Source organism: Mucilaginibacter koreensis, from assembly GCF_054783355.1.
In genome coordinates, this window is sequence record NZ_BAAGQS010000001.1 from 3,255,743 (window position 1) to 3,276,642 (window position 20,900).

A 20,900-nucleotide genomic window follows, 5' to 3' on the forward strand; every position below is an offset into this window, starting at 1 on the left:
AATCATTAACAGCGCATCAGGTTGATATAAAATCAGGCCTGATGCGCTGTTTGTTTAAATCCTTATTATTTTTATAATTCATCTCATCATGGTATGAAAAGACGCTCGGCATTAAAAAACTTAGGCGGTGCTTTATTGCTGCCGTCGCTCGCTCAAGCCATTCCTGCAACGGCTAAAAAACCGGTAATGCGCATTGCACACATCACCGATGTGCATTTGAAAAACGAATTGAATGCGCCGGCCAAATTTGCAAAGTGCCTGCACCACCTGCAAAGCCAGCAACCTAAAGTAGATTTCATTTTAAACGGCGGCGATGTGGTATTCGATATGAATAAAGAAAACCTCAGCGCTATTAGCCAGCAGTGGCAACTGGTACACCACACTATGCAAACCGAATGCAGCTTGCCGGTACGTTACTGCCTGGGCAACCACGATATCTGGTGGTATGAAAACAGCAAGGGGCAACCCACTTATGGCAAGCAGTATGCTATGAACCAGCTGAAACTGAGCAACCCGTATTATAGCTTTACCCAAAATGGCTGGAAGTTTATTGTGCTGGATAGCGTGCATCTGGATGTAGACGGCACATGGTATATTGGTAAACTGGGCGACGAGCAGTTTGCCTGGCTGGAAAACGAGCTGAAGCAAACCAATGCAAATATGCCGGTACTGGTATTATCACACATTCCAATTCTTACCGCCACCAATTTGATAGAGGATAACGTTGTAAATAAATGGGTGATGCTGGGCGGCGATATGCATACCGATACCGCAAAAATCATCAGCCTGTTTTACCGGCACCCTAATGTGAAGCTCTGTTTAAGCGGCCATATCCACTTACGCGAAAAATTAGTATACAATAATGTAACCTACCTGTGTAACGGCGCGGTAAGTGGTGCCTGGTGGAACGGCAACCGCCGTGAAACAGCACCCGGTTATGGCTTAATTGACTTGTATGCCGATGGTAGTTTTGAAGAGCGGTACGTCAATTATTTATAATACATTATCTCCATGCAGCTTAATCCCCAATGGTGGCATTAAGCTGCATGGAAAATAAAAGTCTATATTTTATTTAAGGAATAAGATGTTCTGCCTTTAATTGTTCAAACAAGCTGAAAAATGATTCGCGTGTATCCTGGTAAAGCGTGAAACCCATTTTGCGGCTTTTAGACATATCTGTCATTACTTCTATAGGGCGGCCTAAATCTAAATCCGTATGCCAGGCAGAAGCCAGGCGGTTAAAATCGGATTCTTTAAGCTGGTATTTTACAGCCATGCTTTTCCATAATTCGCCATCACCGGCCAGTTCTGCTTCCAAAGGATGAATGGTACCATCAAATCCGGCAGCTTCTATTTCAAACCAGTCGGCCAGTTTTTGCCATAGCCACTTCCACCTGAACACCTCACCATTAGTGATATTGAAAGCCTGGTTTTTGGCAGCATCAGTAGTGGATGCCCAAATGAGCTGCTCGGCCAGTATACGAGCATCGGTGACATCTGATAAACCATTCCATTGTGCCTCAGAGCCGGGAAACTGAAAAGATCTGCCGGTCTCCTTACATATACTTGCATACACGGCTAAGGTAGTACCCATATTCATGGCATTGCCAACGGCTTTACCAATTACAGTATGCGGCCGGTGAATGCTCCAGGTAAAACCATCACGTTTGGCGGCGGCATATACTTCATCCTCTTGTGCATAATAAAAATTTTCAATATCCAACCGTGGGTGTTCCTCACGTACTGGTGTTTCGGGTAATGTGCCTGCCTTTGCATAAGCTTCAAAAGGCCCTAAGTAGTGTTTTAACCCGGTTACCAAGGCTACATGCTGTACACTTTTTTGCGGCGATAATGCATTCAGCAGGTTGCGCACCATCAGGCTGTTCACACGAATATTTTCAGCTTCTGTTTCGTTCCGCATCCAGCTGGTGATAAAAACATGAGTGGGTTTAATGTTTTCAAGCGCTTGCTGTAAGCTTTCAGCATTTAACAAGTCCGCAGCAATAGGTTGCAAATTTTTAATATCAGTATTGGGGTTACGGGCTAAACCGTAAGTTGTCCAGCCTTTTTCAATCAATTTTTCCGCTAGGTTACTGCCAGTAATGCCACTGGCTCCAACCACTAATGCAATTTTATCCATATGTATGAAATGCAATTCTGTGACAAATGTTCACGAAACACCATAGTGAGTAATACTCATAATGTCAAAACTTTTAATTGACACGGTAGTTTACCTCTCAGTTATCCATCATGCATACCTGCTATTATGCCTAATTGCTGTCATTTAAAAAAAATACACTTATGGATGCTTGTATTGCTGACAGGGTTAACGGCGATACATAAGGTTAGCTATGCCCAAGTGGCCCCACCGGTAGATTCTTTAAAAAAAGATTCATTACAAATAAAGAGCGGGCAGCGTAACAATGCATCGCAAAATCTCAGTAGTCAATACGATGTAGGCGATTTAATACGTAATCTGCTTCACCCCGGCCGTAAAGCTGATGTTACAAAACAAGGCTCGGGCATTACAGTAGTGCCCAACATTTCGGCTAACCCTACCATTGGGTTTCAGATAGGCATTAAAGCTGTTGGTGCCCGAAGATTAGGTAATGATCCCAATACCCTGTTATCCGTTGGCGCTACTTCAGCATCTATCACTACTAAAGGCATCATTTATTTTTATCTGAATCATAATATATTCACGCCGGGCAACCGTTGGAATTTTCAGGGAAGCCTTGTGGCTGCTAAGACCGTAACTCCCGATTTCGGTTATGGTATAGGCCGTGGCCGGGCTGAAGGCAGCACAGCTGACGTTATATTGGCCAACCCTGCGCATAAAGGTTATGCCATCCATTCCAACTACTACAATTTCAGGGAGAAAGTATACAAGGAGGTTTCTAAGGGCTTATTTGTAGGTGGCGGACTATCGTTTGATATCAGGCGGAATATGGATAAAAGCGACTCGACCAGCGCTACGCCTTCAGGCGTTTATAATCGTAAATATGACTTTCCGGGCGATCATTATTCAGCTAACGGCTTTTTATTTAATGTGGAGTATATCACGCGTGATAACCCCAACAGGCCTTATAAAGGTATTTATTTTGATGCTGGCATACGCCTTAATCAAACCTGGATTGGCAGCACCAGAAATGCTATGCAATTCACTACCGATTTCCGGAAATACTTTAGCCTATCTAAATCCAGACCTGAAACGGTACTGGCCTTTTGGAACTGGGGTTCTTACCTCGTTAGCGGAGCTATACCTTACCTGGAATTGCCGGGTACAGCCAGAGACGGCAGTTTCAGAAGCGGCAGAGGCTATACAGCACAATACTTCAAAGGAACACAATACAATGATACCGAAGCCGAATTTCGCTTCCCGATTACCAAAAACAAGTTTTTAAGCGGGGTTGCTTTTGCCAACATGCAAACGGCTAATGATTTGCAGGGCACTAAAATATTCCAGGTTTTTCAACCCGGTTATGGGGCAGGTTTACGGGTATTGTTCAATAAGGCCACCCGCACCAACCTGGCCTTGGATTATGCTTTTGGGAAATATGGCAATAAAGGTTTCTTCTTGAATTTGAACGAAGCGTTTTAAGGTGTAAACCCGACCGTGTCACTCAGAATGACATTATAGTTTGTAAAAGAATCTATCTTAAAAGTTCTGCTCTAATCCATTCTTTAAGGCTTCAAAGTATTTTTCTTTATTAAAAGAGTACAGGTAAGGGGCCTTGTGTGCTGCGCCGGAGTAGAGTTTGTCCTTTTTTTCCAGTACCCCATAAGCTAAAATTTTACGGTTAAAGTTACCGCGGTCCAGCTTACGGCCCAAAATTGTTTCATAAATCACCTGCAGGTTTTTTAAAGTAAACTCTTTGGGCAGCAGGTTATAGCCAATAGGCTGATAGTTGAGTTGCAGCCGCATGGCCTGCAAAGCTTTTTCTACAATTTGCCGGTGATCAAATATTAAACCGGGTAAATCGTTCAGGTTATGCCATTCGCAGCGTTCCGAAAGTTCATCGGGTTGAGGGCTCACCCGTTCGTATTCTACCAAGGCATAATATCCTACCGAGATAAAGCGCTGCATCAGCCAGCTATTTGCAGACAGATCGAAATCATATCCGTCAAAAGTTTCCTGAATGAATTCAATTTTGGTACGGGCGGTGTCACCAAAAATATGAAATTGCTGCAAAAATAAGTCCTCGAGCTGGGTACGGTCTTTTAAAACCCTCACAGCAGCATCTTCCACATTTTCTTCTTTAAAAACGTAGCCACCCGGTAATCCCCATTTACTGCCTTCGCGCTTTTGCAGCAGCAGTACTTTCAATTCATTATCATGAAAGCCAAAAATCACGTTGTCAACCGATACCGATGGCAGAAAGTAATGCTGTGCGTTAAGCAAAAGTTCGGTAAAGGATATTTTTTCGCCCATTTGGTAAAGAAAAAATAAACTTGGTGATTATGCAAAATAAAGTTTATTATTGAGTCAAAATAACTCAATAATAAACTTAAAATCATTTTTTCATGCAACTCAAACGTTTACATTGCGGCGTTATAAGTGCGGCTTTATTGCTCTCGGGCTTTTCAGCAGCGGCACAAAATAAGGTGCCTCAACTGGGCAAAGCCCCGGTTAAAGAGGTAATAAAAGCCATGACTTTAGAGGAAAAAGTACAGCTGGTGGTGGGCGCCGGCTTCAATATGCCAGGTATGGCCAGTAATGGTACAGGTGTAGGTCAAACGCAGGATCGCGTACCCGGTGCTGCGGGTACCACGCACGCTATTCAGCGTCTGGGCATCCCTTCGCTGGTTACCTCAGACGGGCCTGCTGGCGTACGTATTGATTCGGTACGCAAAGGCAATCCGGGCAAAACCTATTACGCTACCGCCTGGCCGGTGGCTACCCTGCTGGCTTCAACCTGGGATACCACAGTGGTAAAACAAGTAGGTATGGCTTTCGGGCATGAAGTGAAGGAGTATGGCATTGATATTATACTGGCGCCTGCGCTAAACATCCACCGTAACCCGCTGGGTGGCCGTAATTTTGAGTACTATTCTGAAGATCCGCTGATTGCCGGTCGTATGACGGCCGCCATGGTAAACGGACTGGAAGCAAACGGCATCGGTACCTCTATCAAGCACTTTGCCGCCAACAACCAGGAAACCAACCGCAATACCGTAAATACCATTGCAAGCGAAAGAACATTACGCGAAATATATTTAAGAGGCTTTGAAATTGCCGTAAAGCAGTCTCAACCCTGGACGGTGATGAGCTCTTATAATCTGATAAACGGCACTTATGCATCGGAGAGTAATGACTTGCTGACTACCATTTTGCGTAAAGACTGGGGTTTTAAAGGTTTTGTAATGACCGACTGGTTTGGCGGAAAAAATGCTGCCGCGCAAATGCAGGCCGGCAACAACTTGCTGATGCCAGGTACGCCTGCGCAAAGCAAACAGATTATTGATGCTGTAAAAGACGGCCAGCTTTCTGAACAAGTTTTGGATGAGCAGGTAGCAGGCATATTAAATATCATTTTGCAATCACCTTCATTTAAAGGTTATAAATATTCAGACCAACCCGACCTGAAAAAGGATGCGCAGGTAGCCCGAGCCGCAGCTACCGAAGGCATGATTTTATTGAAAAATCAAGGTCAGGCTTTGCCGTTAAAGCAAGCTATGCGTAACGTAGCAGTATTCGGTATTAACGGTTATGAATTGATTGCAGGCGGTACAGGCAGCGGTGATGTGAACAAGGCTTACAAAGTTTCATTGGTACAAGGGCTAAATAATGCAGGATATACTATAGATAATGAAGTAAAAGGCGCCTATAGCACATATTTGGCTGATTATACCCTGAAGCACCCGAAAAAAAGCTTCTTTGCGGAATTCATGAATCCATCGCCACCTACACCGGAATATGCGCTGGATAAGGAAATGATTACTAAAAAAGCATCGTCTACTGACGTAGCGATTATTGCTATTGGCCGCAATGCAGGCGAAGGCCGCGACCGTAAAGTAGAAGGCGATTATGACCTGACGCCTACTGAGCTGGAAATGATTAAAACAGTAACTGATGCATACCATGCCCAGCACAAAAAAGTAATTGTGGTACTTAATATCGGCGGTGTAATTAACGTAACACCTTGGCGCAACGGGCCTGATGCCATTCTGTTAGCCTGGCAACCCGGCTTGGAAGGCGGTAATGCCATGGCCGATATACTGAGTGGCAAAGTCAACCCTTCGGGCAAACTGGCTACTACTTTCCCGGCAGCTTATGCAGATGTGCCTTCGGCCAAAACCTTTCCGGGTAAAGAGTTTCCTGAAAAGGCAACTACCGGCATGCTGGGCATGAAAGCTATCCCGGCCGAAGTTACTTATGATGAAGGCATATATGTAGGTTACCGTTATTACAACACCTTTAAGGTGAAGCCTGCTTATGAGTTTGGGTATGGCTTATCATACACCACTTTTAGTTATAGCCCGGTTAAGCTAAGTTCTTCTGCCTTTAGCGGAAGTTTAACCGCTACAGTAACTATTACCAACACTGGTAAAGTAGCCGGTAAAGAAGTAGCCGAACTGTACTTAAGTGCACCTAAAGGCAAGCTGGATAAACCCACAGAAGAACTAAAAGGCTTTGCTAAAACCCATACCTTACAACCCGGCCAGTCGCAAACATTAAGCTTTACATTAACAGCCAAAGAACTGGCTTCCTTTGATACCGATGCATCTTCCTGGGTAGCCGATGCCGGTAAGTATACTGTTAAGGTAGGCGCATCATCACTAAATATTAAGCAAACTGCTGGTTTTACCCTGGCTAAAACGCTGCTGGTAGAAAAAGTACACAAGGCACTTGCACCACAAGTGACTATCACTGAATTGCACCCGTAGTAAAATATTCCAATCTCTGATTTGGATGTTGTTGATTAAGTAAGCGCTTCCGGCATTGCCGGAGGCGCTTTTTTATTGCTGTATTTTTGTGATATTTAAAAAGTTATTCAACCACCTCAATGAACTTATCCAACATCAATACTCCGGGCGTATACATTCAAGAAGTAAATAGTTTTCCTAACACTGTGGTACAGGTGGAAACCGCTATTCCGGCATTCATCGGCTATACCCCGCAGGCCATGTATGAAGGAAAATCATACAGCCATATTCCTACACTCATTACTTCATTTGCTGATTTTCAGGCAATCTTTTGCTACCCCGATCTATCTGCAAAGCAATACCGCCCACAATATTATGCGGTGCCTCAACAAAATAATGAAGGTAGCGGCACCATACGGATAAATCATACTGATTACGCCTGTTTACCTGACCCTGATACCATTTATTACCTGTATAACAGTGTACGCTTGTTTTATCAAAATGGCGGTGGCAAAGCCTATATTGTTTCTGTTGGCACTTATGGACCGGCTTCGGGCAAAACTATTAACGGTGATGGCAGGTTAGTTAATTCAAACGTATTGCTTACTGATTTGCAAGCCGGTTTAGCCCTGCTAAAAAATGAGGAGGAGCCTACGATGTACATTTGCCCCGAAGCTACATTGTTGTCTGTAGCCGATAACAGCACCCTGATGCAGGAAATGTTATTGCAATGCAGCCAGGTGCAAACTGCCATAAGTGTATTTGATATTATAGGCAGCAAAAGGCCTGACCCGGCTACTTTTATGAATGATATTAATACCTTCAGGCAGGGTACAGGTGTTGAAGGGTTAAACTATGGTACTGCTTATTACCCATTTGTAGGCACTACCCTGATGCAGATGACTGATATTGATTATACCAACTTGTTTGGTGGCAATATACAGCAATTAGCCACTATTATCAATCCGCCCGCTCAGGCAGATGCAGTCACTACCACTATACTTAATGATATTCAACAATCAGATGGCGATAGCTCAGCCACCGCACTTCATCATCAAGCTCTGATAAACGCCAATGCAGCCTATAAAGCAATTATTGAAGCTGTTTTGGCTGATGCCAATATAATGCCGCCCAGCGGAGGTATGGCCGGCGTTATGGCAAAAACAGATACAATGGTTGGTGTGTGGCAGGCACCGGCCAACACTTCAATTGTAGGTGTGGTTTCTTTACCCATTCAACTTAATGATGCACAACAGGAAAAGTTGAATGTAGATGCACTTACAGGCAAGTCAATTAATGCCATTCGCTCATTCAATGGCTCAGGTATATTGGTTTGGGGCGCACGCACGCTGGACGGTAATAGTGAAGATTGGCGTTATTTGCCGGTAAGGCGAACCATAACCATGCTGGAACAATCTTGTAAAATGGCTGCAAACGCTTATGTATTTCAACCCAATGTGAAAAATACATGGGAGGCTGTTAAATCAATGATCAACAGTTTCCTGACCACTATATGGAAAGCTGGCGGACTGCAAGGTGCATCCCCAAGTGACGCCTTTTCGGTTGATTGCGGACTGGGCAGTACCATGACGGCTGATGATGTGTTAAACGGCTATATGAATGTAACGGTTAAAGTGGCGGTTATGCGGCCGGCAGAGTTTATTGTTATCACCTTTCAGCAGCAAATGGCTGTAACCGGTTAAAAAAAATACATTTAGCCTGATTATATCATATGAGTACACCAACAAACGATAGCAACATAAAAAATGAAGCCTGGCCGATGCCTCAATTCGGGTTTGAAGTTGATTTCGGAACGGAAGTAGGAAATGCCACTTTTCAGGAAGTATCCGGATTGGATGTAGCACAGCCGCCTGTTGAATACCAGCCAGGCAACAAAGCGGTGTTCTCAAACATCAAACCGCCAGGCATTGCACAGGTTGGCAACATCACCCTTAAACGTGGTATATTTGTGAGTGATGCTACGTTTTGGGAGCGGCATAGTGAACTATCATTAAATAACATTAAGCGATACACCGTTACTATCAAATTATTGGATGCAACCGGTGAACCCCTTATGCAATGGCAACTTCAAAATGCCTGGCCGGTTAAAATTTCCGGTACCGATTTAAAATCAGATGCTCATGAAGTAGCTGTTCAAACGTTGGAGATGGCATATGAGGCTATGGTCGTCATAAATGAATGAGATTGCTTTCTGTAGCTTTATTCCTGCTTATTGCTTGTCGAACAATGGCACGGTAAATTGACTGTCGCCATCAGTTTCCTCTTCTTTAAAATAGGGAGAGAATGTTCTTACACTAAGCTCATTCTTTTTTACCGAAAATTTGTACAGGCGCATTAAGCCGTGGCCGCCGTTAGGGCGGCTTTGGTAATCGTTCAGAAAAGTTTTAATGGTATGGCCGTTGTATACATCGGTGCGGTAGCCTTCGCCGTTATCGCCTACGTGTCCGCACAGCATCATAAACAGGTTCGGGTTATTTTTTAAAGCTTCGTAAATTGCTTTGCCTTCGGCGTTAAACGGAGCTTGCGGGGTATTTGTGCCCTTAACCGGATTAAAATGCAGTATAGAGTGGCTGACTACAATAGCCTTGCGCGAAGCATTTTTTTTCAGTACCTCATTGGCCCAGCTGTACATATTGGCCTGGTCTTCGTTATGTGCATCAAACTCTAAGAACAGTACCAAAAAATCAATGCCTCCGGCGGTAAATACATCATAATGGCTATCATTATTGGTGCCGTAATGGCCACCATAATACGGGCGGCCTTCAAAATGTTTTATGCCAAAATACTGGTTATAAAAGTTAGTGGTACCCTTTACCGGGTATTGTGACGGAAACTGATCATGATTGCCTACCGTTAAGCCGTAAGGGATGCTCACCGGGTTTTCCAGCCCGTAAAGCGCTGTTTTTGCTAAGTACCATTCTGAGCGGGCGGTAACCGGGTTATCGCCATGTTCGGTAATGTCGCCCATGTGTGCTACGTAAGCTATATTCTCTTTCTTTTGGTTTTTCTGTATCCATTCAATCTGCGCCTTAAACATATCAAAGGTGCCGCCCAGTTGTGCTTGCGCCAGATAGTATTGGGTGTCGGGCAGCACGGCAATAGAAAAGTCGCCGGGCGCTACTGTGGCTGCAGGTCCGGGCGTATTTAATACGGTTTCGGTAGAGGCCGTTTCCTGTGCCATTACGGCTTCAGAACCGTTTACAACTGAACCAGCAATTAAAGAAAAGGATAAAAGTTGAACCAAAGAAAATTTCATAACAGACGCTTTAGCATGTGCATCAAAAGTAGGTACCCTATATTAACTGCATGTTAAATAACAGGTGCTGCAATTGCATATCTGCGCTAAAAAGTTCAACATTAAGTCTGTTGTAGTGTTATGCTATAATATCTCCAGTTTGGGGAACATTAATCATTAAAAATTATGAACCCATCTTCATTCAACCTCAACATCGGTACACGCAAAATAACAGCTACCCCTGATGCCAATGTGCAAGTTAAAAACGGGGAACTGACCGGTACATTTGTGTTAACCGAAAATGATAAAGCTGCCGGAACGATAAGCTTCGATCAAAAATCATGGGAAAACAAGAATACCGGCGATTTAAGCTATGTAGAACTGGAAGCCATTGCCGAAGAACTGATGATGCAATATGTGTAATTGATTTGGTTACGGTTTATGCTAATGATGCAGGCTCTGTATAGGGGGCAATGCCTTGGTCGTGCATAACTTACATATGTTTTCATAAAAAAGCAGGGCTGGTATATACCAGCCCTGCTTTTTTATGATGATTGATATAACGCTTATTTTACTGCACCAGGTGTAGTATAAGGTAGGTTCTGAGGGTCATAAGTGGCCCAGCCAGAAGACCAGTCGGTGGTACCGAAAGCGCCTTTATAATCTACTTTCTCGAAGAAAGAATCGGCATACTTACCGGTAAACGCAGCGCCTGTAGCAGCTACTGAACCTGCTTTTAAAGTAAAGTTAGGGGTACCTGCATTGGCATTACCAGATGCTTTGAAATCCAAGCCATATTTTAAAGGATCATTCAATAAGGCGGTAACTGATTTGGTAGCATCAAATACGTTATTGGCACGCAATGTAGCCTCAAATAAAGATTTATTCTGACCTTTTACTTCATTACCCTTTACGTTAGAACCGTAAATGATATTGCCTGCAAATACCAGGCGGCCGGCATTAAAGTTGGTTGAAGTAGCGCCTGCAGTAGCTACAGTACCGTCATCAATATAAACACCTTCAGTGTAGTTGGTTAACAAAGAGTTGCTGATGCTGATAGCAGAGTTACGGCGAATTTGAGCCGCATGCTGGAAGTTCGCATTGATGTTGCTGGTATTGTTATCAGTTAAGTTTTTGTCCAGCATCGGGCCAACAATCGTCATGTTTGAGAACATAGCGCTGGTTTGTGGCGTATTGTTTGAACCCGAAGCATCGTTGTCAGATTCGAAACCGTTAGAGCCTGAGAAGTCGGCTACTACCTGTGCACGTTGTGCTAAACCAAACTGTACTTTACCAGAAAAACCAAAGTCGGTATCAAAGTCATCATCCACTGCACCGATAGATAATAAGTGCTTGGCTGTAACTGTACCACCAAACCACTCATAAGAGTCATCGCCTGAGCGGTAAACTTCAATATAATCTAAAGTGGTACCGGCACCTACACCGCCCATAGTTAAACCGTTAATCTCGTTATCTGGTGAAAACGGAATACCTGCGTACTCAATACGTACATATTTCATAACACCAGAGTTATCATTGGCATCAGTACCACCGTATTGAATATAGGTAGCTGCATCGCCGCCGTTGGTAGGAATCAAACCACCTTCAATGGTAGCTACGCCACCTGATGGATTAATAGGCGCTTTACCCAGCAGGATAACACCGCCCCAGTCGCCACTTGAACGGCCGCCGGCTGCTACGTTAGAGGTAAATACGATAGGTTTATCTACTGTACCAACAGCATTGATTTTTGAACCGCGGGTAATAACCAGTGTGCCTTTGGTAGCTTTATCGCCTTTAATAATGGTACCCGGCTCAATGGTTAACGTTGCGCCGCTAGTTACGTACACAAAGCCTTTCAGGTAATAAATTTTACCGGCTGTCCAGGTAGTATTGGTTTTAATGTCGCCGGTAACCTCTACTACGTTAGAATTAGTGCCGGTTCCGGTTGTTGGAGGTACGGTACCGCCATTATCAACGCTGTTTTTGCTACAGGCTGAGAACAGCAGGGCTGTGCCTAATAAGAGTACAAGTGAATGCTTTTTCATGTGTGTTAATTGGGGTAATGTTGTTTTCTGTTTTATTTAATTTTAAGGTTGCGCTGTTTTAAAAGGTATAGGCGTATGAAATTGTGAAGGTTTGGCCCAGCTTGTATTGGCTGATAATATTGCCCCGGCTGCGGCTGGTGCCTATTTCATATTGGTTGGTGCTATTTTTGAAATAGAAAGTTGTGTTTTGATTGAAAAGGTCGCTGCCATTCAGTTTGAATTCACCTTTGCCTTTTTGCACCCGGTAGCCTATTTGTAGATCAACCACATTTCTTGAATTTTCATAAACGGCAGGGAACACATAGCCGCGGGCTTTGAAAATGCGTGGGCCGACGCGATTGTACAGCAGGTTAAAATTTAGTTTGTTGTTATAAGCAGTTTGTAACAGGCCAGCGTTAATTACATAAGGTGCTTGCCCTACCATCGGGCGTTTATTAGTTTGTTCAATCAATGTTAAGCGGCTATCAGTTACTACCGATTTTATTAGGGCTACATTGGTATACAGCGTAGTATTTTTAAGGTTAGCACTTAAGAAATCAAGCGTTTTTCGCAACTCAAACTCAACACCATAGTTGTTGGCTTTTTCAGAATTGAAATAGGTGTAATCAGGCGTTGAGTTTTTATCATCAATGATAGACTCGATGGGGTTTTTGAAGTTTTTATAAAAAGCAGATACTGATATAATTTGCCCTGCCGACGGGTAGAATTCGTACCGTAAATCCAGGTTATGAATTTGTGTCCGTTTCAAGGTAGTGCTACCGGTAATATTGGCCAGCAGTTCAAAATCATAATAAGCAAATGGTGCCAACTCTCTTAATTCAGGGCGTGCAACAGTGCGGGAGTAAGATAACCTGAGGTTAGCTTTTGGCGTTACACTATATGTTAAATTGGCCGATGGCAAAAAGTCTAAATTATCCAGTTTGGTTTCTGCCAAACTTGGATCTTTAGTTTGTAAACCTAAATCAAATTTTTCTACACGTAAGCCCCAAACCAAACGGAGCTTCTCACTAAACTTATTATCCAGCATAGCATAGGCTGCATTTGTTAAGGTATGAGCAGTGTAAGGGTCTTTAGTAGTTGTAATTTCTCTGAAATTGTAATAGTTTGCATTAATCAGGTTCCTATTAAATAATTGACTAAGTGGATATTGCCTTACCTGGTCGGCATTGTCGGCAAACACATTCAGCTCTGCACCGATAAAGCGGGGATCAAACGTGCGATAGCGGTATTGTGATGCCAGGCCGGCTTTGAAAGTAGCTTTTTGATTAAACAAGGTTACAGGCTTGGTGTAGTCAAGTTGGGCTGCGCCAATGTTTTCATTTAGGTCAGAAAAAAAACGGGCATTTTGTTTACCTACAGTAGTGTTATCGGCCAGATACACACCATTAATTTGTGCATAATTGGTTTTACGCTGATCGGGCTGATTGTTGGTGATGTTACTGTAGCTGGCTATCCAGGTCAGTTTAGAATTATCATCACCTAAACCATGGTCGCCCTGTAGGGTGGTTTTAAATAAACTTTTTTGAATTAAGTCAAACGCAGTAAAACGGTTATCCGGGTTTTGGGTTTGCCCGTTATAGCCGGTACGGTATAGGTACTGGTCGTCAAAACTGCGGTTATAAATATTTTTCCAAGTAATTTTATTCTTACCATAAGTGTAAGCAATGTTAGCTAATGCACCCAAATTGGTAGAAAACCGGTACTTGGTATCATTGAAATCAAATTCATAATAATTGATTTTTAAATCAGGTATGATTTGAAAGGTATTACGATAAGTGAGCGCAAAAATAGCACCCAGGCGGTTACCGTTTTTGCCAATCTCTTTTACGCGACCAAACGAGATTTGATAATTTTGATTCGGTAAGGCTTTGTAATTATATACACTAAAATTAGGATTGAGTGAGCGAAGAACCGCGTTATTACGCTCTTGAGTAAAAGCGCCACTGGCGGCTTCAGCGGTTGACGGGAAGTTTTTAGGTAACTGCCTCGAACCGTTATCAAAACCCAGATAATCAGTAAAATTGCGGTAGCCGCTTTGGAAGTTTTTAAAAGTGGTGTTGGTGTTATAACCCAAGCCAGCATTAATGCTTATAAAATTTTCTTCAGGGATATCGCGCGTTACAATCTGTACGGCGCCGCCGGCAAAATCACCAGGCAGGTTAGGCGTAGCCGTTTTACTTATAATCAGGTTATCAATCAGGTTGGCCGGTACAATATCAAACGAGAAAGCTTTGCGATTAGGCTCGGTGCTTGGCAGCGGCGTATTATCTAAAGAGGCCGTATTATAACGGTCACTTAAACCGCGCACCACCACAAATTTGTTATCCTGCACGGTGGCACCGCTTACACGGCGCAACACTTCAGATGTATTCTTATCAGGCGAGCGTTTTATGGCTTCGGAGGTGATACCATCAGTAATAGCCGCATTATTTTTTTGTTGCGCGTAAAGCGAATTTACGGACTCCTGGCGATAAGTAGCCTTTACGGTTACTTCTTTCAGTTGCTGTGATGATGCCTGGTCTAAAGTAATGTTCAGCGAGGTGGCATTGCCGGCTTTTACCTGTATATCTGAGATTTGCTTGTTTTGATAACCTACATAACGTACCAGTACGGCATGTGTACCGGCACTTATACCAGTTAACGTATATTCGCCATTTACGTTGGTAGCTGTACCCTTAGTAGTACCCACTACCAAAATAGATGCACCAATGAGCGGTTCTCCAGATTTGCGATCGGTTATTTTTCCGGCAATTTTTCCGGCTTGCTGAGCAAAGGCAGTAAGGCCGGATAATAGAACAATTACAATGAGGGAAAGGGATCTGAGTTGAAGCATAGCGTTTAATCACCGCAAAGCTATTGGCCCCTTGTTAAGCAAAAATTAAGATGAGATTATCAAATCGCATATTTAATATAATGCATTTGTGGGGTTTAGTTAACTTAATTTAACATAAGCCCCGGAATTAGATTTTGATTAGAATTGCGCTGTCGGCAAATTAATTTCTTTCAATCGGTTTACATTTGCTTAAGAAATAAGCATGGCAAAACATAAAAAGTCTGAGTTTACCGCTGCAGACCAGCGGTTGTCTGACACGGCAAAGGCCTTGTCGCATCCTGCCCGCATTACCATTATGCGACTGCTGGCCAGTCATCCTGGCTTTACCTGCGGAGAAATTGTTGATGTGCTACCCCTGGCCCAGCCTACGGTATCACGTCATTTAAAAGAATTACAAATTGCCGGGTTAATTACTGTAGCCTTTGATGGCAAACGCTCATTATATGAAATTAACTGGAATAACTGGAACCAGGGGGCTGCTGAATTTACTACCTTACTGGGCCTGGCTCCGGTTCAGTCGGCCTGAGTAAAGGCATCATTGGCAAGTTAACAAAAGCATAATACTCCATTTACAATAAGGCAACCCAATTTTTACATTATTGCACAATAGTTAAGTACTACCTGTTGTCCTGCCTTTCTATACCTTAAAGTTTTATAGTATTTGCATAAGGATAAAGGTGTTATACTTAACATCTATAAGCAAATAGTGAATATAAAATCAGGGAAGAATTGATGGGCCAAACAAAAGCTAAATTTGATTTGCAGGATGTAGAACTGGCTAATTTTACCAGGGCGCTGGCTTTACCTGCCCGTATCAGTATTATCCGTACCTTATTAAAGCAGGAAGATTGGGTGCCCAGCACCAGGTTTGACAGTCTTCCTTTAAGTCCGCAGGTAATAGAACGCCATCTCAATGCCTTAAAAACCGCCGGCCTCATTTGCAAAATGAGCCGTAACAGCATCACTTTTTGTAAACTAAATACCGAAAATTTCAGATACCAATCGGGCTACCTGGCTGCATTAGTAAAATAGTTGGAGTAATGCTGGCAGCACCCAGTTTAAAGTGCTAATGCAGATTATAGCAGCTTTACTATCCAGGGGCAACAGTAAAACTTATGTACCTGCTGCTTGTTGCAAAAGCAGGTTTTGGCGTGGGTTTATTTCAACTTTTCTTACCTTTCTGCCGGTAAACGCCTATGCTTTTATGGACGTACAAGAAATTTTTACCATTATTCTGGTAGTTACTGCCCTGTTTTCTTACATCAATCACCGTTTAATTAAGTGGCCGCCTACTATAGGCATTATGGTGCTGTCGCTGCTGTCATCAATATTATTGGTTACGTTAGGTACGGCCCAATTTTTTATTTTCGAGAAAGTGGTGCAATTAATCAAGTCGCTTGATTTTCACGAAGTGCTGATGAACTTTATGCTTAGCTTTCTGCTGTTTGCCGGTTCTATTCATATTAAAGCATCCGCATTAAAAAAAGAATTGTGGCCCGTAATGCTGCTGGCCACTATGGGTACGCTGCTATCTACATTTTTGGTAGGCTTTATGGTTACCTACCTGTTTCAGTGGATAGGTCATCCTGTTCCATTTATTTATTGTTTGCTGTTTGGCGCACTTATTTCGCCTACCGATCCTATTGCCGTTATCGGTATATTAAAACAGGCCAAAATGCCGGCCAGCCTTGAAATCAAAATTCAGGGAGAGTCATTATTTAACGATGGCATTGCCGTGGTAATTTTCATTACCATCACAGAAATAGCTGCCTCAGGCACCGGCCACGCTGATGTTTGGAGCATTGGTAAACTTTTTTTACAGGAAGCCGTAGGCGGTTTGTTGTTTGGCGGTTTACTGGGCTACATCGGCTACCTGCTGCTCAAAGGCATTGATGACTACAAGGTAGAGGTGTTGGTTACACTGGCTATAGTAGCAGGTGGATATGCTCTGGCCAACTGGCTGCATGTATCGGGCCCGCTGGCTATGGTGGTAGCAGGGATCATTACCGGCAATAAAATTAAACACGAAATCATGTCGGCCCAAACGCAGGATTACTTAGATAAGTTTTGGGAACTGATAGATGAGATTTTGAATGCCATTTTGTTTCTGCTGGTAGGTTTCGAAATGCTGGTGATTAAAATTAACACCCTGGTACTCATTATTGGTTTTATTGTTATTGGTTTGGTGCTGCTGGCCAGGTGGCTTTCTGTACTGGTGCCTGTAACGCTGTTGCGGTATAAAATAAAATTTGAAAAAAATGCGGTTACTATACTTACCTGGGGTGGTTTGCGGGGAGGCATTTCAGTAGCGCTGGCCTTATCTTTAAGCAGCAATATGTACCGGGATGAATTTGTGCTGATGACTTACATGGTAGTGGTTTTTTCTATTTTGGTACAGGGGCTTACCATTGGAAAAGTAGCGGTAAAGGCACTTGGTTAAGGAGGTGTGTAATTTCGATGCTTGTTAAACCATTGGCTTTTAATTGCGTTTATAGGGTGATATGCTGATACGCCTTGCCAAGCCGATACAAAAGGCGATTAATTGCTTAGATTAATCGCCTTTTTATTTTAAAAATTAATATTGAATATTGTTATACCAAACACTATTGTAAAGTAGGCACTCTATGATAAAAATTGTTCTTACAGAAGACCACAATGTGGTACGCAATGGCATCAGATCATTACTTGAAAAGTCGGGTTTTGTTCAGGTAATTGGCGAAGCTGTGAACGGACAAGAAGCCCTGGCTTTGCTGAATAGCGGGCTGATACCCGATATATTGTTTACCGATATTAATATGCCCGGCATAAGCGGCCTCGATTTAATTACTGAAATTAAAGCCACTTACCCCCAGGTTAAAGTAATTGTACTCAGCATGCTGGATAATGAAAAGTATGTAATCAAAGCTTTTCGTTCGGGCGCCTCCTGCTATTTGCTTAAAAGCATCAGGGCTGATGAAATGATATTTGCCATACAGCACATTCATGCCAATGAACGCTATCTGTGTTCCGAATTGTCGCTGCGCTTTTTAGATCGCCTGATACACTTGCCCGAAATCAGTACCCTGCATGAAATAGGAGCCCATATTGATTTTTCGGAACGCGAACTGGAAACACTCGAATTGATTGCACAGGGGCTTACCAACCAAGATATTGCCGAGCGGCTGTATACCAGTAAACGTACTATTGAAGGTTATCGTAAAAGCATGCTTGAGAAAACGGATATGCCCAATACTGCGGCTCTCATCCGCTTTGCTATACGCAATGGTATCATAAACTAAAGATTAATAATATTAATCTATAATATTGGTTTAAAAGACAGTACGTTTAATTAATAGTATAATATACGTATTTATATCCGTATAGATACCGTATTTATACGCAGTTGCACAAAAATTTCCGAATTATTTTTACAACCAAAAGGTTTAATCTTAAAATAATTATAATTTAACTATAAATTATAGTTGCCAAAAGATAAATGTTGCAAAGTATGCCAAGGAAAATTTTGATTATTGATAATGACGAGGATATACTCGATGTGCTACAGGAGGCTTTGAACTACGAAGGTTTTGAAGTAGTAACCGCAATGGATGCTGATGATATCCTATCTGCAGTACAGCATCACCAGCCGGATTTATTGATGATTGATTACCTGTTAAACGGCATTAATGGTGGCGAATTATGTAGTCAGATAAAAAAGAATGAGGCTACCTGTAATTTGCCTGTCGTTATTATTTCTGCATACCCCCGGGTGTTGCAATCATTAGGCACTTACAACTGCAATGCCTTTATCCCTAAACCTTTCGATTTAAATGATTTAACCCATACCCTTACCCGGTTAATAGCCTGATTGAATTATATATCACTTTAAATATTTGCTGAGAGATGTTGAATAATTGTGGAGTAAACAAAGTGTTTTTATTAGGGGTAATTAGCAAGGAGCCCAGGTGGCATAAAAGCAACCCCGGAATGGAGTTACTATGTTTTCCCTTAACTACCCAGGAGGATATAGGCAAAAACGGAGCAATAATTGAGCACCTTGAAATTCATCTGATTAAGGCACCAATTAAAAGCGTGGCCGATTTGCACCTTAAAAAGGGCCAAACCATTCATTTGGAAGGTAAAATACAAACCACTGCTTTTACGGATGAGCAAAATATCCGCCGGTACAAAACAGAGATTATCGCGGTGCGCATTACCATAGTGGCACAGGCCAATACTGCTACAATTACTGAGTTGACAGAAGAAAAAATAAACCAATTATAAATTTAATAATAACCCGCCTTGCTTATGCAAGGCGGGTTTCTTTTTTAGGCATTACATCACCATGCTCGGCATATGCTGATGGCTTTGCTTACGAATACTCATCTTCATCAATGAAGGGTTAATGCGCAGGTATACTTCAAAGCCTATTGGTACAGTACTGTATAAATTGCGTATCTGTACTGGCGAAAGGTTAACCGTAGCCTGTATACCCAGGCGCAGGTCGGTATTTTTTACTGTAGTTAAAATGCGGTTAGCGCCTAGTGTAAATGCATTAATGTTCAGGTTGGGGTTAACCGGGTACAGGTTCAAAATATCCAGTTCTTCGGCATCTTTTTGCACAAACTCGTAGCGGCCGTAAACAGCGGTTTTGGGCAATTGTAAGTTGCTTTCCAGCAACACGGCAGGTTGTGTTTTGCCATGTTCGGTATGGTGGTTTTGCCCGTATACCAGTGTGGTGGCAATATAACTGTCGGTAGTTAACCATTTAGTATGGATGGCTGATGCGGTGAAACGATCTACATTATCGTGGGTATCTAAATCTTCGGGGCTGCGTATCCACCCGTTAGAGGCCTGCAAAGCCCACTCGGCCGAAGGGTTGTAGGATAAGCGCACCGAGTAAGAGTCGAACCCGATTTTGTCAAAACCATATCGCTCTTCATCCGGTTCGCGACCTTTAAAAGCGGAGCCTTCTAATTTAAAATTACGGTACCTGAAGCCCAATGTAGCCACCCCGAAAGTAATATGCGTAGCATCGGCATAATGATGGCTTAGCGGCGCATCAGGGTTATTATAAGCCGAAAGGCGGTGCATAAACACCGGTGGGCCCAAAGCCGGCTCTCCGGGATAACCGAACGAGGCATATACGTCGGTTTGAGGCGCAATGCGCTGGGCATAATTTACGGTAAGCTGCGAAAATAAATCGTGCGGGTGCTGCTGGTCTACCAGCTTTTGTCCCTTGTACGATTCGCCGGTTTGATACAGCAGAGGGTAACCGCCCAAGCCAACCAAAAAAGGATCAAAAGAGAACATGGTATTCACTGAGAATAATCCGTTTTTGCCCACTTTGCGCTGGGTCATAAACATCAGCCAGTTGGGCGCGTCTACCTGGTTACCGCCACGGCCTGCAGTTTTGTTAAACAAATCCTGATTAGTATAGCGGGGCACAATATTGCCGTGCACCATGCTCATCCACTTTTTACCATGAATCATGTACGCATAAACAGGCGTAGTATCTGGCATCCACGATGAGCCCGAACCGTCGCGACTCATGGGTAAATCGAGCGAGAACTGGCTGCTCATCATGCTGTGCCCTTGCATTTGCATTTGGCTGTGGTCGTGGTTCATAGGTGCGCCCGGCATTGTATTCTTATCCTGCATTATCATGCGCTTGTGCATGGCGCTGTCGGCAGCTGTACGTTTAACAGGTTGGGTAGTATCAGCTTTATTTGCAGGCTGCATATCCATATGGTGTTGATGCTGCGCTTGAACCCTGGCAGTTATTAGTATTGCCAATAGTATTAAAAAGTATTTTTTCATGTTAAAATAGGTGTAGTGCATTAACCGGCAGACAAAGCATGTCTCGCTCGGCAAAAGCATTCTTAAAAAGAAAATTGAACTTAAATTAGGCTAAGGA

18 protein-coding genes are annotated in these 20,900 nt (G+C 43.0%); 12 read left to right on the plus strand and 6 right to left on the minus strand.

The genetic code is table 11. From position 1 onward, the window contains the following. The first annotated feature begins 93 nt into the window (after positions 1-93). Entirely contained in the window at positions 94-999 is a 906-nt protein-coding gene (locus tag ACYVNW_RS14540) for a metallophosphoesterase family protein (protein ID WP_460680598.1), read from the plus strand. 73 nt (positions 1,000-1,072) lie between these two features. Here the strand turns inward: ACYVNW_RS14540 and ACYVNW_RS14545 are convergent, their stop codons facing one another. Next, a complete protein-coding gene (locus tag ACYVNW_RS14545) occupies positions 1,073-2,140 on the minus strand; it encodes an SDR family oxidoreductase (protein WP_460680599.1) in 1,068 nt (355 codons plus the stop codon). A gap of 165 nt (positions 2,141-2,305) precedes the next feature. Here ACYVNW_RS14545 and ACYVNW_RS14550 point away from each other — a divergent pair, with 165 nt between their 5' ends. Continuing rightward, positions 2,306-3,601, plus strand: coding sequence for a BamA/TamA family outer membrane protein (locus ACYVNW_RS14550; RefSeq protein WP_460680600.1), 1,296 nt, complete (start codon positions 2,306-2,308; stop codon positions 3,599-3,601). 57 nt (positions 3,602-3,658) lie between these two features. On the opposite strand, the gene ACYVNW_RS14555 is transcribed toward ACYVNW_RS14550, so the two are convergent. Continuing rightward, entirely contained in the window at positions 3,659-4,432 is a 774-nt protein-coding gene (locus tag ACYVNW_RS14555) for an NUDIX hydrolase (RefSeq protein WP_460680601.1), read from the minus strand. 92 nt (positions 4,433-4,524) lie between these two features. Between ACYVNW_RS14555 and ACYVNW_RS14560 the strand changes: the two genes are divergently transcribed. The 3 genes from ACYVNW_RS14560 to ACYVNW_RS14570 all read left to right on the plus strand — a co-directional run bounded on the left by ACYVNW_RS14560 (position 4,525) and on the right by ACYVNW_RS14570 (position 9,070). Continuing rightward, positions 4,525-6,888, plus strand: coding sequence for a glycoside hydrolase family 3 C-terminal domain-containing protein (locus ACYVNW_RS14560; RefSeq protein WP_460680602.1), 2,364 nt, complete (start codon positions 4,525-4,527; stop codon positions 6,886-6,888). A gap of 119 nt (positions 6,889-7,007) precedes the next feature. Further along, positions 7,008-8,570, plus strand: coding sequence for a phage tail sheath family protein (locus ACYVNW_RS14565; RefSeq protein ID WP_460680603.1), 1,563 nt, complete (start codon positions 7,008-7,010; stop codon positions 8,568-8,570). Between the two features lie 29 nt (positions 8,571-8,599). Continuing rightward, positions 8,600-9,070, plus strand: coding sequence for a phage tail protein (locus ACYVNW_RS14570; RefSeq protein WP_460680604.1), 471 nt, complete (start codon positions 8,600-8,602; stop codon positions 9,068-9,070). A 27-nt stretch (positions 9,071-9,097) separates the two neighbouring features. On the opposite strand, the gene ACYVNW_RS14575 is transcribed toward ACYVNW_RS14570, so the two are convergent. Continuing rightward, positions 9,098-10,144, minus strand: coding sequence for a metallophosphoesterase (locus ACYVNW_RS14575; RefSeq protein WP_460680605.1), 1,047 nt, complete (start codon positions 10,142-10,144; stop codon positions 9,098-9,100). 165 nt (positions 10,145-10,309) lie between these two features. On the opposite strand from ACYVNW_RS14575, the gene ACYVNW_RS14580 reads away from it, so the two are divergent. Beyond that, positions 10,310-10,546, plus strand: coding sequence for a hypothetical protein (locus ACYVNW_RS14580; protein WP_460680606.1), 237 nt, complete (start codon positions 10,310-10,312; stop codon positions 10,544-10,546). A 143-nt stretch (positions 10,547-10,689) separates the two neighbouring features. On the opposite strand, the gene ACYVNW_RS14585 is transcribed toward ACYVNW_RS14580, so the two are convergent. Continuing rightward, complete coding sequence (locus ACYVNW_RS14585) at positions 10,690-12,171, minus strand: hypothetical protein (RefSeq protein ID WP_460680607.1); 1,482 nt, start codon at positions 12,169-12,171, stop codon at positions 10,690-10,692. A 58-nt stretch (positions 12,172-12,229) separates the two neighbouring features. Further along, positions 12,230-15,004: a TonB-dependent receptor gene (locus ACYVNW_RS14590; protein ID WP_460680608.1), complete on the minus strand. Its 2,775-nt coding sequence runs from the start codon at positions 15,002-15,004 to the stop codon at positions 12,230-12,232. Positions 15,005-15,206: 202 nt separating this feature from the next. Between ACYVNW_RS14590 and ACYVNW_RS14595 the strand changes: the two genes are divergently transcribed. The 6 genes from ACYVNW_RS14595 to ACYVNW_RS14620 all read left to right on the plus strand — a co-directional run bounded on the left by ACYVNW_RS14595 (position 15,207) and on the right by ACYVNW_RS14620 (position 19,267). Next, on the plus strand, positions 15,207-15,530 hold the full coding sequence (locus ACYVNW_RS14595; RefSeq protein WP_460680609.1) for an ArsR/SmtB family transcription factor: 324 nt from the start codon (positions 15,207-15,209) through the stop codon (positions 15,528-15,530). A gap of 206 nt (positions 15,531-15,736) precedes the next feature. Then, positions 15,737-16,036 carry a hypothetical protein gene (locus ACYVNW_RS14600; RefSeq protein ID WP_460680610.1) on the plus strand — a complete coding sequence of 100 codons (300 nt, stop codon included), beginning with the start codon at positions 15,737-15,739 and terminating at the stop codon, positions 16,034-16,036. A gap of 172 nt (positions 16,037-16,208) precedes the next feature. Continuing rightward, a complete protein-coding gene (locus ACYVNW_RS14605; RefSeq protein WP_460680611.1) occupies positions 16,209-17,444 on the plus strand; it encodes a cation:proton antiporter in 1,236 nt (411 codons plus the stop codon). A 184-nt stretch (positions 17,445-17,628) separates the two neighbouring features. Further along, positions 17,629-18,282: a response regulator gene (locus ACYVNW_RS14610; RefSeq protein WP_460680612.1), complete on the plus strand. Its 654-nt coding sequence runs from the start codon at positions 17,629-17,631 to the stop codon at positions 18,280-18,282. Positions 18,283-18,491: 209 nt separating this feature from the next. Next, complete coding sequence (locus tag ACYVNW_RS14615) at positions 18,492-18,851, plus strand: response regulator (protein WP_460680613.1); 360 nt, start codon at positions 18,492-18,494, stop codon at positions 18,849-18,851. Between the two features lie 35 nt (positions 18,852-18,886). Beyond that, entirely contained in the window at positions 18,887-19,267 is a 381-nt protein-coding gene (locus ACYVNW_RS14620; RefSeq protein WP_460680614.1) for a single-stranded DNA-binding protein, read from the plus strand. A 51-nt stretch (positions 19,268-19,318) separates the two neighbouring features. Here ACYVNW_RS14620 and ACYVNW_RS14625 read toward each other — a convergent pair whose 3' ends face one another. Then, positions 19,319-20,725 (minus strand): hypothetical protein, encoded by a 1,407-nt coding sequence (locus tag ACYVNW_RS14625; protein WP_460680615.1) that lies wholly within the window; start codon positions 20,723-20,725, stop codon positions 19,319-19,321. Between the last annotated feature and the right edge of the window lie 175 nt (positions 20,726-20,900).

Coding starts and splice junctions, on each gene's coding strand:
- ACYVNW_RS14540 (WP_460680598.1), top strand. CDS start 94: ATGAAAAGACGCTCGGCATTAAAAAACTTAGGCGGTGCTTTATTGCTG.
- ACYVNW_RS14545 (WP_460680599.1), bottom strand. CDS start 2,140: ATGGATAAAATTGCATTAGTGGTTGGAGCCAGTGGCATTACTGGCAGT.
- ACYVNW_RS14550 (WP_460680600.1), top strand. CDS start 2,306: ATGCTTGTATTGCTGACAGGGTTAACGGCGATACATAAGGTTAGCTAT.
- ACYVNW_RS14555 (WP_460680601.1), bottom strand. CDS start 4,432: ATGGGCGAAAAAATATCCTTTACCGAACTTTTGCTTAACGCACAGCAT.
- ACYVNW_RS14560 (WP_460680602.1), top strand. CDS start 4,525: ATGCAACTCAAACGTTTACATTGCGGCGTTATAAGTGCGGCTTTATTG.
- ACYVNW_RS14565 (WP_460680603.1), top strand. CDS start 7,008: ATGAACTTATCCAACATCAATACTCCGGGCGTATACATTCAAGAAGTA.
- ACYVNW_RS14570 (WP_460680604.1), top strand. CDS start 8,600: ATGAGTACACCAACAAACGATAGCAACATAAAAAATGAAGCCTGGCCG.
- ACYVNW_RS14575 (WP_460680605.1), bottom strand. CDS start 10,144: ATGAAATTTTCTTTGGTTCAACTTTTATCCTTTTCTTTAATTGCTGGT.
- ACYVNW_RS14580 (WP_460680606.1), top strand. CDS start 10,310: ATGAACCCATCTTCATTCAACCTCAACATCGGTACACGCAAAATAACA.
- ACYVNW_RS14585 (WP_460680607.1), bottom strand. CDS start 12,171: ATGAAAAAGCATTCACTTGTACTCTTATTAGGCACAGCCCTGCTGTTC.
- ACYVNW_RS14590 (WP_460680608.1), bottom strand. CDS start 15,004: ATGCTTCAACTCAGATCCCTTTCCCTCATTGTAATTGTTCTATTATCC.
- ACYVNW_RS14595 (WP_460680609.1), top strand. CDS start 15,207: ATGGCAAAACATAAAAAGTCTGAGTTTACCGCTGCAGACCAGCGGTTG.
- ACYVNW_RS14600 (WP_460680610.1), top strand. CDS start 15,737: ATGGGCCAAACAAAAGCTAAATTTGATTTGCAGGATGTAGAACTGGCT.
- ACYVNW_RS14605 (WP_460680611.1), top strand. CDS start 16,209: ATGGACGTACAAGAAATTTTTACCATTATTCTGGTAGTTACTGCCCTG.
- ACYVNW_RS14610 (WP_460680612.1), top strand. CDS start 17,629: ATGATAAAAATTGTTCTTACAGAAGACCACAATGTGGTACGCAATGGC.
- ACYVNW_RS14615 (WP_460680613.1), top strand. CDS start 18,492: ATGCCAAGGAAAATTTTGATTATTGATAATGACGAGGATATACTCGAT.
- ACYVNW_RS14620 (WP_460680614.1), top strand. CDS start 18,887: ATGTTGAATAATTGTGGAGTAAACAAAGTGTTTTTATTAGGGGTAATT.
- ACYVNW_RS14625 (WP_460680615.1), bottom strand. CDS start 20,725: ATGCAGCCTGCAAATAAAGCTGATACTACCCAACCTGTTAAACGTACA.